This is a genomic window from Methylocystis sp. WRRC1 (assembly GCF_020733155.1).
GTDB lineage: Bacteria > Pseudomonadota > Alphaproteobacteria > Rhizobiales > Beijerinckiaceae > Methylocystis.
This window is the reverse complement of sequence record NZ_JAJFZJ010000001.1, coordinates 740,108-755,251: the sequence shown is the minus strand read 5'-3', so window position 1 is coordinate 755,251 and position 15,144 is coordinate 740,108. Positions and strand designations below refer to the sequence as shown.

At 57.5% G+C, this 15,144-nt stretch carries 9 protein-coding genes and 2 pseudogenes; 9 read left to right on the top strand and 2 right to left on the bottom strand.

Going from position 1 to position 15,144, the window contains the following annotated elements; genetic code table 11:
• Positions 1–69 precede the first annotated feature (69 nt).
• Together LG047_RS03785 and LG047_RS03780 are read right to left on the bottom strand one after the other, a co-directional pair.
• Positions 70–2,646, bottom strand: a complete 2,577-nt coding sequence (locus LG047_RS03785; RefSeq protein ID WP_227965512.1) for a cytochrome c peroxidase — start codon at positions 2,644–2,646, stop codon at positions 70–72.
• Positions 2,647–4,798: 2,152 nt separating this feature from the next.
• Positions 4,799–5,562 (bottom strand): annotated as a pseudogene (locus LG047_RS03780) (transposase); the annotation flags it as partial.
• On the opposite strand from LG047_RS03780, the pseudogene LG047_RS03775 reads away from it, so the two are divergent.
• The 9 genes and pseudogenes from LG047_RS03775 to asnB (LG047_RS03735) form a co-directional block, all read left to right on the top strand.
• A pseudogene (locus LG047_RS03775) lies at positions 5,531–5,825 on the top strand (IS110 family transposase); the annotation flags it as partial. The pseudogenes LG047_RS03780 and LG047_RS03775 sit on opposite strands and share 32 nt — an antisense overlap.
• Positions 5,826–6,023: 198 nt before the next feature.
• A complete protein-coding gene (locus LG047_RS03770) occupies positions 6,024–7,157 on the top strand; it encodes a nucleotidyltransferase family protein (RefSeq protein WP_227965511.1) in 1,134 nt (377 codons plus the stop codon).
• Entirely contained in the window at positions 7,130–8,797 is a 1,668-nt protein-coding gene (locus LG047_RS03765) for an ABC transporter ATP-binding protein (RefSeq protein WP_227965510.1), read from the top strand. Before LG047_RS03770 ends, LG047_RS03765 begins: the two co-directional genes overlap by 28 nt.
• Positions 8,798–8,840: 43 nt before the next feature.
• Complete coding sequence (asnB, locus tag LG047_RS03760) at positions 8,841–10,745, top strand: asparagine synthase (glutamine-hydrolyzing) (RefSeq protein WP_227965508.1); 1,905 nt, start codon at positions 8,841–8,843, stop codon at positions 10,743–10,745.
• 315 nt (positions 10,746–11,060) lie between these two features.
• Positions 11,061–11,327 carry a hypothetical protein gene (locus LG047_RS03755; protein ID WP_227965507.1) on the top strand — a complete coding sequence of 89 codons (267 nt, stop codon included), beginning with the start codon at positions 11,061–11,063 and terminating at the stop codon, positions 11,325–11,327.
• A gap of 63 nt (positions 11,328–11,390) precedes the next feature.
• Positions 11,391–12,260 carry a hypothetical protein gene (locus tag LG047_RS03750; protein WP_227965506.1) on the top strand — a complete coding sequence of 290 codons (870 nt, stop codon included), beginning with the start codon at positions 11,391–11,393 and terminating at the stop codon, positions 12,258–12,260.
• Positions 12,257–12,529, top strand: a complete 273-nt coding sequence (locus LG047_RS03745; protein ID WP_227965505.1) for a PqqD family protein — start codon at positions 12,257–12,259, stop codon at positions 12,527–12,529. The genes LG047_RS03750 and LG047_RS03745 overlap by 4 nt, the downstream gene beginning before the upstream one ends.
• 173 nt (positions 12,530–12,702) lie before the next feature.
• Positions 12,703–12,855 carry a hypothetical protein gene (locus LG047_RS03740; RefSeq protein WP_227965504.1) on the top strand — a complete coding sequence of 51 codons (153 nt, stop codon included), beginning with the start codon at positions 12,703–12,705 and terminating at the stop codon, positions 12,853–12,855.
• A 43-nt stretch (positions 12,856–12,898) separates the two neighbouring features.
• Positions 12,899–14,779: an asparagine synthase (glutamine-hydrolyzing) gene (asnB, locus tag LG047_RS03735; RefSeq protein ID WP_227965503.1), complete on the top strand. Its 1,881-nt coding sequence runs from the start codon at positions 12,899–12,901 to the stop codon at positions 14,777–14,779.
• The last annotated feature ends 365 nt before the right edge of the window (positions 14,780–15,144 follow it).

Sequence of the window (15,144 nt, the reverse complement as noted above, 5' to 3'; positions counted from 1 at the left end):
ATGAGCCAGAAAATCCGCGCCAGGGGAATCCCCGGTGAGTCACGCAGCGAAGCCGTTGGCATTAGTCGTTCAGGGCGAAATAGGCGGCGCTAACGGACCGCCAGATGTCGCCTGCATCCCCGGCGCGAACAGATCGCCCGCATTCGGAATGCAATAACCCGGTTTCGTTGGATCGTACCCATTGGCGCCGACGGCGGGCAATACATGGACAATATCCTTGGCTCGTTTGTCCTTCAGCGGCGGGGTCAGCGGAATATGTCCGTCATTAACCGACAGCGACGGATGGTCAAAGGGGGCCGCGCTGCATTGCACGCGACGGTCGGTCAACGACTTCAGGAAACGCTCCAACGCCGCCAGGTCGTCGTTAGCGGATGTTTTTTGACCTGACCCAATTACACCCGTTCCGTCCCAACAAGGCTTTCCGGAGCCTGCCGACCCCCGATTGGCTTGCTGATCGCAATCCAGTAACCCCAATCGCTGAATAGCGCCGGTCGTATTGGTGCCGCAATCGGAACCCGTGCTCGCTAGTTGGGCGAGTGTGCGATTTCCATCGGCGCCGGTGCCTGAGTCATCTCCCGTGATGCAGTGCGTCGTCCCGCTGGGCCCGCTCGCGTTGTCAGGATCATTCGCCGCGTCAATCACACGCCGATTCATGCCCCGGTTGTAAGTCTTCAGCACCTGTCGTAGCGATGGGTAACCTCCCCAGCTGAAATATGGCGGGGTGAGCGCAACGTTACGCAGTATCGGAGCCTTGGAAGATCCGTCGTCTTCAAGCTTCGCAAACGGGGCGCCATTAGGCGGTAGTGGAGTTGCCAATGGCGGATCAAACGGGCGCGCAGGCCTGACCGCCCCACCCGCATAAGGTCCCGCGGGTCCCAGGACAAGTCGCCTGAGCACCGGATCAAGAAGCTTGTTCTCCGGGTTAGGCGCGCCAGCCGCTAAAGCGTCCAGATATTGCCAATACTGACGGCCGTATGCGAGCGGCCCACAATTAGGCGGGGTAGCGTTGTCGCAATAGGGATCTGCCCCACCGCTCATCATATCGGAGAACACAGGTCGTAGACCGATGCCTGCAAAGCCTTGGTCTCTGAGGGATCTCACTTGGTCAACGTCTGGGACCGGGTTCAGCAATATGCTGAACGTCTCGTCGGTCGGTGGAACGGTAGTTGACGGCGTAGCTCCGTACTCGGTTAAAGGAAGTGACGTCGTGCCCTCGGCCAGCAGAGGCTGGAAGGAGCGGGCCGGAGCAGCAGTATTATCACTTACCCTGTTTGTGCCTCCGCCAGTTGCATTGTGGCAAATGAAGCAGCCGCCCCCGCGGATTCCATCTGGCGGCGTGGCCACCGTAACATTCCGCGAAAAAATTGTGCAACCACGCTGCAGCAACGCCTTGTCGGGATCTGCAAGCAGCGTCGCAGACATATTACAGTTTCCGGGACCGGGCGGGCCTCCAAATGACGTCCTCATCACCAGATCGCCCGTTTGTTGAAGTCTGTCGAACTCACTCTGATTGGAGATCAGCGACGCCTCGTAGAGCATGACGGCGAGACCCCAGAACATCGAGAAGTTATTCTCCATCTGGGTGTAGCCCTTTGCGCTATTGTCCTTGTTCCAGATCCCACCGGGAGAGATGCTGTATTTCCCGGGCGTATTCCACCATTTCTCCTGAAAAGCCCTCTTGATAAGGTCGGTGTATTGCCCTGAGAGCCCCTTACCCGAAGCATGGACCAGACCACCAAGAACGCTGTCGGTCTCCGAAACATCTTGGCCCTTGAGCGGCTGGGCATTGATCATCTTTCGTCCCAGGTCAGGGAAGGTTCTTCCAGAACATGAGCTTTCAAGGTCGCTAAGGGGCGGCCCGACCGACTGCGATGCGAGGCTGGCGTTCTCGATGGCAAGCAACTGAGCCTGAGGAGTGCTTCCTGCAAAAGTGAGCAAGCGCTTCGTGGGATCAGCGTAATCGCGCATGCCAAACACGCCAACGCCGTTGAAGAGGTTGTTGGCGCGCCCATCCCAGAAATTGCGATGGAAAAACACCGCATTGATCATCGTTGGCGTATTGCGAGGCTCCACCTGCCGGGCAGCGCCTCTCCCTGCATGGAAAATCGAAGAGTCAGGCTTCTTGCAATGCTCCTTGTAAGGGTTCATTCGAATGAAAGAGGAGTCAAATGCTCCCTGGGATGAAACGCGGTCGTTGGTAGTGCTCTCAATCGCCGAGTCGCGGTTGGATTCGTCGCTAAGCTTATGAAAAGGCATGTCGCTGGGCTGCAGAGTGTAATTTGAATCCGCTTTGGCGCCTGAACGCATATTGCCTGGAAGGACGGCGCCCGTATCCGATCGGATGGACCCGAATTGAAAATCGCCATTCGGGCCGAAGGAGATGTCCTTGAAGCCTGGATTAAGTTGGTTGGTGCGGCGGGTGTCTGCGCCAGCATGGAAGTGACAGCTGGCGCACGCTACACCATCGCTTCCTGCTTGCTGGTCCCAGAACAGCGCCTTTCCCAGTTGTATAGCCGCCTGCGTGTTCTTGATTACATCGCCGCCCTGATTGAGGACATTTTTGTCTGGGCCGTTCCACGTCCAAACAAATGTTTGTGGCGGGGTAAGAACTGTTTGCGCTACTGCAGCTGTCGCTGTGGCAAACAAACCGGCGGCCCACGCGCTTCGCGACGCGCCACGCATTAGCTGAGTGCGAACTCCCATGGCTTAGCTCCATTAATACTCAAGATATTGACCGAGCCCTATCCTACATGATGTATGTAACCCTCGATCAGATGAGATCAATGTGCCGACAGCGAATGATTCATCAAATCAACTGCTAAGCATTATTCCAGCTACTTCGTCGATTTGCGCTTCGATGTGGTCGAGCGCGACATCCGCGGGCTAGAGCGTCTCATAGCAACAGTAGCAAAGAAGTTTTGCGTCGAGTTGACGCTTGTAGGTTGATGACTATGCAATAGATGCACGGCACAGTTTACTGAATGCCGCAGCGAAATTCGGACTAACATCAAAATAGCTAGAGCGGCGTCGCCACCGACGTCTTGCTCAAGCTTCGAGAGCCGCATAGCATCTTACCCGGCGTTGCGCGCTGCTCGATATCCAAAAGCAGGCGCCAGGCGGCGCAGGAACGGCGGTGCAGAACAATTGGCGTTCTGGGCGTTTGGGGACTCTTCGCGCCCTCGCACTTTATGCTCCAAAGCGGCGCTCGGTGATCATCACCTCATGGGGACACTCGGACGGTTGGCCACTTTCTGAGGACGCGCAGATAAACAAGTACAGCACCGGCCTTATCACACCATCCCTTTTAGGCGCCGCAGAAAAAACGCGGGTGCCCACAACAGCGTTAAGCTATTTAGTGATTGCGGTCGACAAGAAAAATCCCACCAGCAGAGCCACAACCGCGATGCTCGCGACCTTCACAATCGACATAAGAAACTGTCGATGGGCGTCATCGGGATCAATCGCGGTTCTCAAATGCAACGACATCGTTACCTCCGTTACCTGATCTGCGGTGCAGGACGGTAGTGAGCAAACAGAATCTTCGAAGCGCAATCGGGCAGATCTCTTTCAGTCAGGCTCACAATAAATTGCCGGACGAACTTTCTGGTAGCGCACAAGGATCCCGACGCCATTGGTAGCGAATAGATTCCCAACGCATACGCGGCCGGCGCGAACATAGGGCGCCGTGTATCCCCAAGGGTACTGGGCCGTCATTATCGCATCCGGACCAAAAACTCTCCAGCCTGGAGAGCCCGACCCTCCGACATAGCTCCCGTTGGGATCCCATACGCCGGGAATCCAGGGTCCAAGGCCAGGTGGACCGTTGCTGCGGACCCAATGCTCCCTGCCGCTGCGATCAAAGGCCGAAACCCCGGCGATCGGAGCGACACAAGCGGCGATCGATGTCGCGAAATGCAAACATACCAACAATCTTCGTGTCTTACCCATCACCGCCTCAAAGTCCTTGCCTATCTGACGCGATTGGCGTCCGACAGCGCGAAAAGTTATTACCTCCAATACATAACAGCGAGTTTGTCAGAAGCCACCCTCCCATTCGTGTAAGTTTCCGGACAGATTTTTCGTTCTCTCCCGCTTCTGCCAAAGCCCAATTCCCATTATTTTATACTCCTCAGTCGAGGAATCGCTCAATACACGAATAATATACGACAGTATATTGCTACAAGGCGGCATTCACCAACAGCTCGGCTTGCTTAAGCGCGGCAATACTGAGCCCTTTTCAGCAAGAATTGGTTAACCCATCGACATTGCGAATCCAGTGTTCATGATTCGATCGATCTTCGTTCACGCTCGGGGCATCATTCCATATATGAGACTGCGCCCTTTCTGATCGCATTTAAGATATTTTTAGAATTGCCAATCGTCAGACTCCAAGATGGAGTCAACAGCAGAGGATTTTATACATTTTTGATGACATGTTTTCCCCGCTCCACCTACCGACGCCGCTGAAGCAGTTCAGGAGCATAGTGGCAACATTGTTTCTACTATTTATACCCGTGCTCACTGACGCTGACTCATCTGGGGATATGAACTGATGGTGTCGTCTAATCGCGGGTGTAGATCCAAGCGATTATGCGAGCGTCGAACGCGTATGCGGGGTGCAGGGTCGCCTTCGCGGTCGACATCGGTCGCCGCACGATGGGGCTTCGCGGGAAGAGCCTTCAAATGTGGATGTCGCACTTCGTTGAGGCAGCGGCGCATCGTATCAAACGGAATGGCTCGGCCCACGTCCCGGCAGGGACGTTCTGGCGCGCTCGATGCGAACGCTATCTCGAAACTGTTATGCGGCTATCCCCGCCATTCGGTTGAAGAAGGTCCCCGTTTTTTTGAGCATTGCGTGCATTATGACCGCCCGCTTGCGCGCGACTGCGACTGCGGCTCGCTTGAAACCAAGCCTCTGTTTGAGCGCGAGCCCCCATGTCCGCAAGCCGCTGTCGGCTGAACTGCCCGTCAGGATGACTGTCGCCGCCTTGTAGAGAAGCCCTCGTAAATGGCGATCGCCGCGTCGGGATATGTGGCCGTCATAGTCCACCTCACCTGACTGATAGCGCCGGGTCGTCAACCCAGGCAAAGCGCCAGCCGAGCGCGAATTCTTGAAATTATTCGGGTCCTCGATCGCAGTCGCGAAGGAGGTCGCCGTGATCGCGCCGACACCAGGAATTGACATAAGGATACGGCAAGCATGGCTTTGGCGTGCAGCCGCTATGAGCTGGCGTCCAAGTTCGGCGGCGCGAATTCGAACGCTTCGCCACGCGTCCAGCATCGGCAGCACGATCGACGCCAGCCTGTCCTGATCAGCAGGAAGGGGGCGGACATTCTTCTCGAATGAGCCGCCCTTGCCCGGTGGCGCGATCAAACCGAACCTCTTCATGATGCCGCATTCGCATCGGTCTTGTTCGCGGCCATGTCGAGAGCTGCCTTCGCATGACGAGCGTCAATGCAGATTGCGGGCAATCCTTCTTCTTGAAGGGCGTGATAAAACCACACGGACAAGGGGCCTGTTTCGAACACGATGCGCCGCGCCGGTGGCGCCCGCGCCGACAGCGGCGTGGGGTTCCGCAAGAAGCTTTCTCGAGGAGAAAGTTCTCGTTTTCTTTTCCGAACAGGCGCGCTGCGTCGTCGCGATGGAGGCCTGCGGCAGCGCGCATCACTGGGGGCGGGCCATCGGCGACCTTGGCCATGAGGTTCGGTTGATCCCGCCAGCATACGTCAAGCCCTTCGTGAAGCGGCAGAAGAACGACGCGGCTGACGCGGAGGCGATCTGTGAGGCGGCGAGCCGGCCCACCATGCGGTTTGTCGCGGTCAAACTCGAGGGGCGAAGTTTTGCGGCGGGCCGCCGGCTAGGTCAGGCTCTGCAGCCATTCAATCCGTTTCCGGACGTCTGAATAGCCAATCTGACAATTCAAGCCGACGAGGCGCTGGATGTCATTTGACTTTAACGAGCCCGAATATGGCCGGGAGATCCCTGCTTCCCGCAATCAAGAGGCGCTGTCGACTTGCATTCAATGGAAGCCTTGATATGCGATGTCCTGCGCGGAGAGCGCGCGCCATGGCCCGCCGCGCGGGGCGAAGACTTTGCCGACGCGCTCCTCGATAAGGCGCAATATCACGGCGTGCTGGCTCTTCTCGACGAACGCAGGGCGCACATGGTCGGCTGGCCCCCCACACTTCTCGAGACCCTGCGTGGCTGCAGCCGCGCCGACGCGATGTGGGAGATGCGCCATCAGATAGTCCTGGCGCAACTTCACGACGCTCTGGTTGCGCGCGACGTGTATCCGATCGCGATCAAGGGCACTGGGCTCGCCTATTCGCTCTATCGCAGCCCATTTCTGCGCGCGCGCGGCGATACGGATCTTTTCATCGCGCCTGATGAGCGGTCCAAGGCGGAGGAGGTTCTCGAGGGCCTCGGCTTCCTCCGCGACATGGGAGTTTCTGGCGCGTACGTCAGTTATCAGGCCAGCTACACGTCGACGGTAGATGACAGGAGCACCCATACGATTGACCTGCATTGGAAAATCAACAATTCCGAGCTGCTGTCACGGTTATTCTCATATAACGAACTGCTGGACCGGGCGACAAAAATACCGCGCTTGTGTGGCAAGGCGCTTACAGCGGGGCCAGTCGACGCACTGATGCTTGCGTGTATGCATCGGGCCACACATAAAGTTGCTCCCTATTATGTTGACGGAAAAGCCCATTACAGCGGCGATCGACTCATCTGGCTCTATGATATCCATCTGCTGGCGCAAAGTTTCACCGACGCGATGTGGCAGGATTTCCTCCGCCTGGCGACAGCGAAGGGGTTGTGTGAAGCCTGTCTGGACGGGCTCGAAGGCGCCCGGACTTCTTTCAGGGCCAATTTGCCACACTATGTGTCCGTGACTCTCAAGGAGGCGGCTGGCGTCGAGCTCGCCTCGAAATATCTTCGATGCGGAAGCTTGCGTCAAAAATGGATGGATTTTTGTTCGCTCGGTTCGGCCGGACAAAAGCTGGCGTTTCTGCGTGAGATGATCTTCCCGCCGCCACCCTATATGCGATGGAAATATGCCGACGCCCGATTCAATTTTTTACCCTGGCTCTATTTGCGACGGTCGGTTATGGGGGGCGTCAAATGGCTCAACCTCCGTCGACAAAGTTGAACCTTCGCGCTCTTGTCGCTTACGCGGCGCCATATCGCGTCTCTCTGCTCTTCGCGAGCGGCGTTACGCTTGCCGAAACGGGCGCGGCGCTTGTCGTGCCCTGGCTTGGCGGCCGATTTGCGGGGGACATGCTGTCGCAAGGGCCGGGGCCTGTCGGTTCGACGCTGCTGGCGCTCCTCGCCGCATTGGCGGCTCAAGCGCTGTTGAAGTTTCTCAACGGATATTTGGTCGCCAGCGTCTCCGAACGCATATTGGCCGACCTACGCGTCCGCATCTACGATCATTTGCAGGCGCTGCCGCTCTCCTTTTATCATCAGCGGCCGAGGGGAGACATTCTTGCGCTCATAACACGTGAAATTTCGCAACTCAGCGAATTCATTACCGGCACCTTCATCGCTGCGGCGCCGAATCTGCTGACGATCTTTGGCGCAATCCTGCAAATGTTTTCGATCGATGTCTTGCTCGCGGGGCTTGTCGCGGGCCTGACGCCGATCTTCATCCTGCTTTTGAAGATCGTCGGTCGTAAACTGCGGCCGCTTTCCTGCGAACTCCAGGAAGCGGAGGCGACCTCTGTCGCCATCGCCGAGGAAAATCTCGGCATGCTACCAATCATAAAGATGTATACGCGGGAGAAGCAAGAAGGGCAACGTTACCGCAGACAGATATACAATGTCGTCCGTCTAAGCACGCTTCAGCAGCGAATCTATGCTGCGCTCGATCCGGCGGTGCAGCTTATCGCCGCGAGCGCAGTCGTGCTTTTGCTCTGGGTCGCCACGGGTCAAATGGCGCAAGGTTCCCTGACGCCTGCCGGATTGGTCAGTTTCATTCTCTACTCTGCGATGCTGTCGCGTCCGATCGGCGCGATAGCTGGCCTGTATGGCCGGACGCAGATGGCGCGCGGGACTCTGGAGCGCCTGCATCGCGTGCTTGCCGAGCGGCGAGAGCCGATCGCTCAAACAGGCCTCACCTTGCAGCGCGTTCGCGGCGAAATTGAATTTCGCGGCGTGAGTTTTCATTATCCGGGCCGACCGCCCGTTCTGAAAAGCCTCGATTTTCATATCAGGGCGGGCGAAACCATTGCGATCACCGGTCACAACGGCGCCGGCAAGAGCACGCTAATGCACCTCTTGATGCGGCTCTATGAGCTCGACGCTGGCCGCATTTTCATCGACGGCGTCGATATTGCAAACGTCGACCTGCATAGTCTGCGCAGTCAGATCGGCGTCGTTCCGCAACGCGTGCTTTTGTTCAATTCGAGCGTGCGCGCCAATATCGGATTCGGCGATCCGCGGGCGGAGCAGGCCGCGATTGAACGTGCTGCGCACTCGGCCCAGGCGCATGATTTCATAAGCCGACTGCCGGCCGGTTATGACACCGTCATCGGCGATGACGGCGTCAGATTGTCAGGTGGGCAGCGCCAACGCATTGCTCTTGCGCGCGCCTTGATAAAGAATCCGCCGATCCTCGCGCTCGATGAAGCGACGGCCATGTTCGACCCGCAAGGCGAGGCTTCGTTGATAGGGGAATTGCGCGATTGTCTGGCGGGTCGCACGGTCATTCTCATCACGCACCGCCCGGCAAGTCTGGCGCTGGCGGATCGCGTGGTGAAGCTCGAAGGCGGCGTGATTTCGACAATGTGAGCGGCGCGGTTCGGTCGGTTTCACGGCAAGGCGCCAGGGAAGCATGAGCGGAATCGCCGGGATAGTGAGATTTGACGGCGCTCCGGTCGAGCGGGGGCTGATCGAAAAAATGACGGCCGCAATGGCTTATCGCGGCCCCGATGGCGTCAATCATTTCGTGCGCGGCTCGATCGCGCTCGGCCACTGCATGTTGCGCACGACGCCTCACTCGCTGCACGAAAATCAACCGCTCTCCAGCGATGATGAAGCCGTGACGCTGGTCATGGACGGTCGGGTCGACAACTGGGAGGATTTGCGGCGCGAAGTTGTGATGCGCGGCGCAAGGCTGCGCGGAAAATCTGACGCCGAGCTCGTGCTGCGCGCCTATGAGATTTGGGGCGCAGACTGTCTTGGCCGGATCGACGGCGACTTCGCCCTTGCGATCTGGGATGAGCGGCGCCGGGAGATTTTTTGCGCCCGCGACCGCATCGGCGTCAAGCCGTTCCATTATCATTGGGACGGGAAGACGCTCGTCTTCGCCTCCGATCTTCATGCAATTCTTGCCTTGCCATGGGTTCCCCGAACGCCCAACGAAGGGATGCTGGCGGAGGTGATGGCGGACGAATGGTATACGAGAGACGAAACATTATGGCTCGGGGTGATGCGTTTGACTGCGGCGCATTGCATGAGCGTTGGCGGCTCCGCTCCGCTGCCGCGGCAGTATTGGGCTCCCGATCCATGGGCGACGCTTCCCTGCAGCAGTGACGACGACTATTTCGCCTATTACCGCGATCTGCTGACGGAGAGCGTCAGACGGCGCAGTCGCTCGCATCGAGAGCTTGCTTGCGAAGTGAGCGGCGGTCTCGACTCGTCAGCGCTCTTTTGCCTAGCCGATTCGCTCGAAAGGCAGGGAAGACTGCTTGCGCCGGGCCTCGAGGGATACACGGTCGATTTCTCGGACGACGCCGCCGCAAACGAACTGTCTTACGCACGAGCTGCAGGCGCGCATGTCGGAAGAACGATACATGAAGTATCACCGACATTTCACGATATCGACTGGTTTGCCGAGCGGGCCGCAGCTTTTCTCGATATGCCTGGCGCGCCGAATGGCGTCGCGCTCATGGGGCTCCATGAGCATTCTGCGTCGCGAGGCGCCCGGGTGGTCCTGTCTGGCGCCGGCGGCGATCATTTCCTGAGTGGATCGCGAGTCTACTATTTTGAAGAATTTGAACAACGCAATTGGCGTAATCTGATCAATTGCTTCATAGCCGATGTTCATGCGGCGGGCGGCGTCCGCGCCATATCGTGGTTGATCAGCAATGGGATGGCGCCATTGCTGCCACAAAGGGCGAAAGCAGTGTTACGCACGCTCATCACATCTGTGATGGGACGATCCGAAAAGGCCGCATCCTGGTTGACGCCTCGCATGCGTGCGAAGCTCGACGAGCGCCGCATGCGCGCCTGGAATATTCCCGAAGAAAGCTTGCGCCGAAAGAGTCAGCGATCGATTTTGGAAGCATTATACTATCCTCCTGACGACTGGGGTCGCGTTCAAAGTGAACGTCTCGACGCGAGTGTCGGGATCGAAACCAGAGCCCCTTTCTACGCGCATGAATTGGTGCAATTCGCTCTTTCGACGCCAGAGCGATTGCGGCTACGCGGGAATCGAGACAAATTCATTCACACCGAGTCCCTGCGCGGCATCCTTCCGCCAACGCTGACCGCCAGAACGACCAAGGCCGATTTCGGCGACATCTTCCATCGTTTCCTTCTTTCGCACCGGGGACTTGTCTCCAAGGTGGTCCCGAGCGCGCGACCGGAATGGCTGGATTCGAAGGCGATGGAGGAACTCCTGCCGAGTGATGCGCCGCATCCGGGGCAGATCCCGGAAAGCTGGGCTTTGTGGAGTGTTTTATGTATACATATGGTCATGTCGCGATTCGATTGGCGTTCGGATGAGGCGATATAGCTGCGTCCTTGAGCATTTATGCTTGAAGGCGGGCAAATGGGGCAGTCTTGACCCGGTTTTACTCCGTCAAAACAAGAGGCGCCGTCGGTGACGTCAGATCGACCACCCCTTGGTCCCGGCAAAATCATCGCCGAAGAAACGAACGCGGCGGTTTGCGGAGCCGGGAAGAAGAAGGCGTATTCGGCGCCAATCCTGCGGGTCTATGGCTCAGTGATTGAATTCACCAAAGGTTCTAGGTCGACAGGCATAGATTTTGGATTCGGCAATTCGCGACGGCGTCGGAGGTTGTCTGAGCGCGGGGCCAAGGAACACATAATGCGTATCGGCAAGCATCCGCTCGGCATTGGCGTCTATCTTTTCGACTACCGACCGGAGTTTCAGCAACAATATGGATATGGGCGTCAGTTTGGCGTCATGGTGGATGAGGTCGAGACGGTGGCGCCACAGGCGGTATCGATATCTTCGATTGGTCGCAAAGTCGTGGATTACGAATCTCTCGGGATCTGGCAATTTGATGTAGGCCAGCCCGAAAAGATTTGTGGCGTACCAACAACCGCTGAAAGCAGATCAAAATCAAAATGACGCGGCGGCACAGAGTGAGGAACGAAAATATACCTTGCTTCGCTAGTTCAGTGAGTGCTGGCGATGTTTGTCGAGCTTAAGCAGGGCGCTCCTCGACGGCAGTCGCCGGTGACGCCGCGGCCGTTCCACGTCGCGGTTTTTCCTGACGGGACTCCCAGCACTCTCTTCTTTCGCACGCCCGCCGGGTACCTCCTCCGTTTTCCTGATCACGCGGATTTCCACATCTCGCTGAAAGATGCGCCAATTGTTTGGTGCCTCCCTGCGCCCGGCGCCAGAAAAGCAATAGTGGAGCATCTTTATCTCAATCAGGTTCTTCCGATGCTGCTTGGAAAGCTCGGAAACCTGGTGTTTCACGCCAGCGCTGTCGAGATTGCGGGCGAGGCGGTGGGCTTCGTCGGTCAATCCCGCAGCGGTAAATCGACGCTAGCCGCCGGTTTCGCGCTGAAGGGGATACCCTTTCTGACTGACGACGCGCTGGTGCTGGAGCCGCAAGGTCCGATTTACCTCGCCATCCCGAGCCATCCGTCCGTTCGACTGTGCAAGGACAGCGAGCGGGCGTTGATGGGCTCCGGTAAGGACGTTTCCGTTTCATCCTCTCTCGCTCTCAAAACCAAAATTGCCGCGGGCGGGAGGGTGGCGTACTGTGATCGGCCTCGCGTCCTGCGGACGGTCTATTTTCTTGGCGACGGCGCAGACCAGGACATCAGTATCCATCATCTCGGCGCCGCGGAGACCTTGATTGGTTGGCTGAAACATTCCTTTATCCTGGATGTAGAGGATGAAGCTCTGCTTCGCGACCGTTTTACGCAGACTGCGACTCTCGCCAATCGAGTGACGTGCCACCGCCTGAATTTTCCGAGGCGCTTCGACCAGCTCGATCGGGCATTGACCGCAATAATCGAACATGTCGACGCATGGAGGGCTGCCCCATGAGTATGAACAGAAGGTTTAATATCGGGCCGCGCGTCGCGGCGACGGCGGTCGCCGACGAAATCGTAATTCTCGATCTCGCCAGTGGAACATATTACGGTCTTGAAGCAGTTGGGGCGCGGGTTTGGGGGTTGATTGGCGAAGGAAAAAGCTCCGGCGAAATTTGCAAGATTTTGTTGGAAGAGTACGAGGTGGAGCAGGCAAACCTGGTTTCCGACGTTATGCGATTGCTTGATGACTTGAGCGCTCGCGGCCTGATCAATGCAGAATAAGTTCCTCGGCAGCCGAGAGATACTGTCAGCGATCCTGCGTGCGATAAAATGTTTCAACCTGGATCGCGAGCAGCATTTCGCGGTTCGTATCGGACGTCTGGCTGCCAACCTGCTCGGGATGACCGATGCGGCGTGCGAGTCGCGCCTTGGCGCCATCGTCTTCTCACAAAGGCATGTTCGACCCGCAAGGCGAGGCTTTGTTGATAGGGGAATTGCGCGATTGTCTGGCGGGTCGCACGGTCATTCTCATCACGCACCGCCCGGCAAGTCTGGCGCTGGCGGATCGCGTGGTGAAGCTCGAAGGCGGCGTGATTTCGACAATGTGAGCGGCGCGGTTCGGTCGATTTCAAGGCAAGGCGCCAGGGAAGCATGAGCGGAATCGCCGGGATAGTGAGATTTGACGGCGCTCCGGTCGAGCGGGAGCTGATCGAAAAGATGACGGCCGCAATGGCTTATCGCGGCCCCGATGGCGTCAATCATTTCGTGCGCGGATCGATCGCGCTCGGCCACTGCATGTTGCGCACGACGCCTCACTCGCTGCACGAAAATCAACCGCTCTCCAGCGATGATGAAGCCGTGACGCTGGTCATGGACGGTCGGGTCGACAACTGGGAGGATTTGCGGCGCGAAGTTGTGATGCGCGGCGCAAGGCTGCGCGGAAAATCTGACGCCGAGCTCGTGCTGCGCGCCTATGAGATTTGGGGCGCAGACTGTCTTGGCCGGATCGACGGCGACTTCGCCCTTGCGATCTGGGATGAGCGGCGCCGGGAGATTTTTTGCGCCCGCGACCGCATCGGCGTCAAGCCGTTCCATTATCATTGGGACGGGAAGACGCTCGTCTTCGCCTCCGATCTTCATGCAATTCTTGCCTTGCCATGGGTTCCCCGAACGCCCAACGAAGGGATGCTTGCGGAGGTGATGGCGGACGAATGGTATACGAGAGACGAAACATTATGGCTCGGGGTGATGCGTTTGACTGCGGCGCATTGCATGAGCGTTGGCGGCTCCGCTCCGCTGCCGCGGCAGTATTGGGCTCCCGATCCATGGGCGACGCTTCCCTGCAGCAGTGACGACGACTATTTCGCCTATTACCGCGATCTGCTGACGGAGAGCGTCAGACGGCGCAGTCGCTCGCATCGAGAGCTTGCTTGCGAAGTGAGCGGCGGTCTCGACTCGTCAGCGCTCTTTTGCCTAGCCGATTCGCTCGAAAGGCAGGGAAGACTGCTTGCGCCGGGCCTCGAGGGATACACGGTCGATTTCTCGGACGACGCCGCCGCAAACGAACTGTCTTACGCACGAGCTGCAGGCGCGCATGTCGGAAGAACGATACATGAAGTATCACCGACATTTCACGATATCGACTGGTTTGCCGAGCGGGCCGCAGCTTTTCTCGATATGCCTGGCGCGCCGAATGGCGTCGCGCTCATGGGGCTCCATGAGCATTCTGCGTCGCGAGGCGCCCGGGTGGTCCTGTCTGGCGCCGGCGGCGATCATTTCCTGAGTGGATCGCGAGTCTATTATGCGGAGGAACTGGCCCAACACAATTGGCGAAAACTCAATTCATGCCTGCGGGCTGATGTGAAGGCTTCAGGCTTCTTTCAAGCAGTCTGGTTGTTGTTCCGATACGGATTGGCTCCGCTGCTTCCCCCGGCCGCAAAAAATGCCTTACGCGCATTAGTTTCACAGGGAGGCGCAGGATCACGCTCGAGCAAATATTGGCTGTCATCCTCCATGACCGTGAAGCTCGACGAGCGTCGAAGCCGACTTTCGATGCGGCGCTTTCCGGATTTGCGCTTCAGGAGCCAGCAGTATTTGCTTGAGGCTCTTTATTATCCGCCCGACGACTGGGGGCGCGTTCAAAGTGAGCGCCTCGACGCGAGTTTTGGTGTTGAAACGCGCGTGCCGTTTTACGACCACAGGTTTGTGCAATTTGCAGTTTCAACTCCGGAGCGTTTACGTTTGCGTGGTCATAGGGACAAGTTTATTCATGTTGAGGCGCTAAGGACGGTTCTTCCGCCGGTAATCTGCGAGCGAGTTACAAAGGCCGATTTTTCGAATCTCTTCAGAATGCTCTTCGCGCCGCGACAAAAGGCCTTGGTGAAAATTCTATCGACACGCGCCGATTGGATAGAACCGCGCAGAATCGCAGAGCTTTTTGAAAGTTATGTTGACAACCCGCGGAATGGTCCCGAAAACTGGATTTTGTGGGGCATTCTATGCGCCGATTTGGTCATGCCGCGGTCGAGATGAATGAGCAGAAGTAATGGGCGAATGAAAGATTCGGTATATTGTTCTATCGTGTCTCCACGCACAGCTAATGGAAGGCGCCACTTTCGCATGAAATCCGAGTTCCGGCCCGAAATCGAGAAACAAGACGATTCGACCCAATCTACGTCGGATGAAAATAAGCCGTGCAACAAAATTGTTTATTCGCAGCCAGTCCTGCGAACATATGGAATGGTCATTGAATTTACAAAAGGTTCACAAACCACGGGCAGTGACGGAGGGTTCGGTAGCACGAGACAGCAAAGGCGCTGAGGTCGGGCAGCTGATTTGTGCACATCGATTTTGGGGCGTCGGTATGGTTTTGCCGTGGACTAGCAACAGGGGCTGTT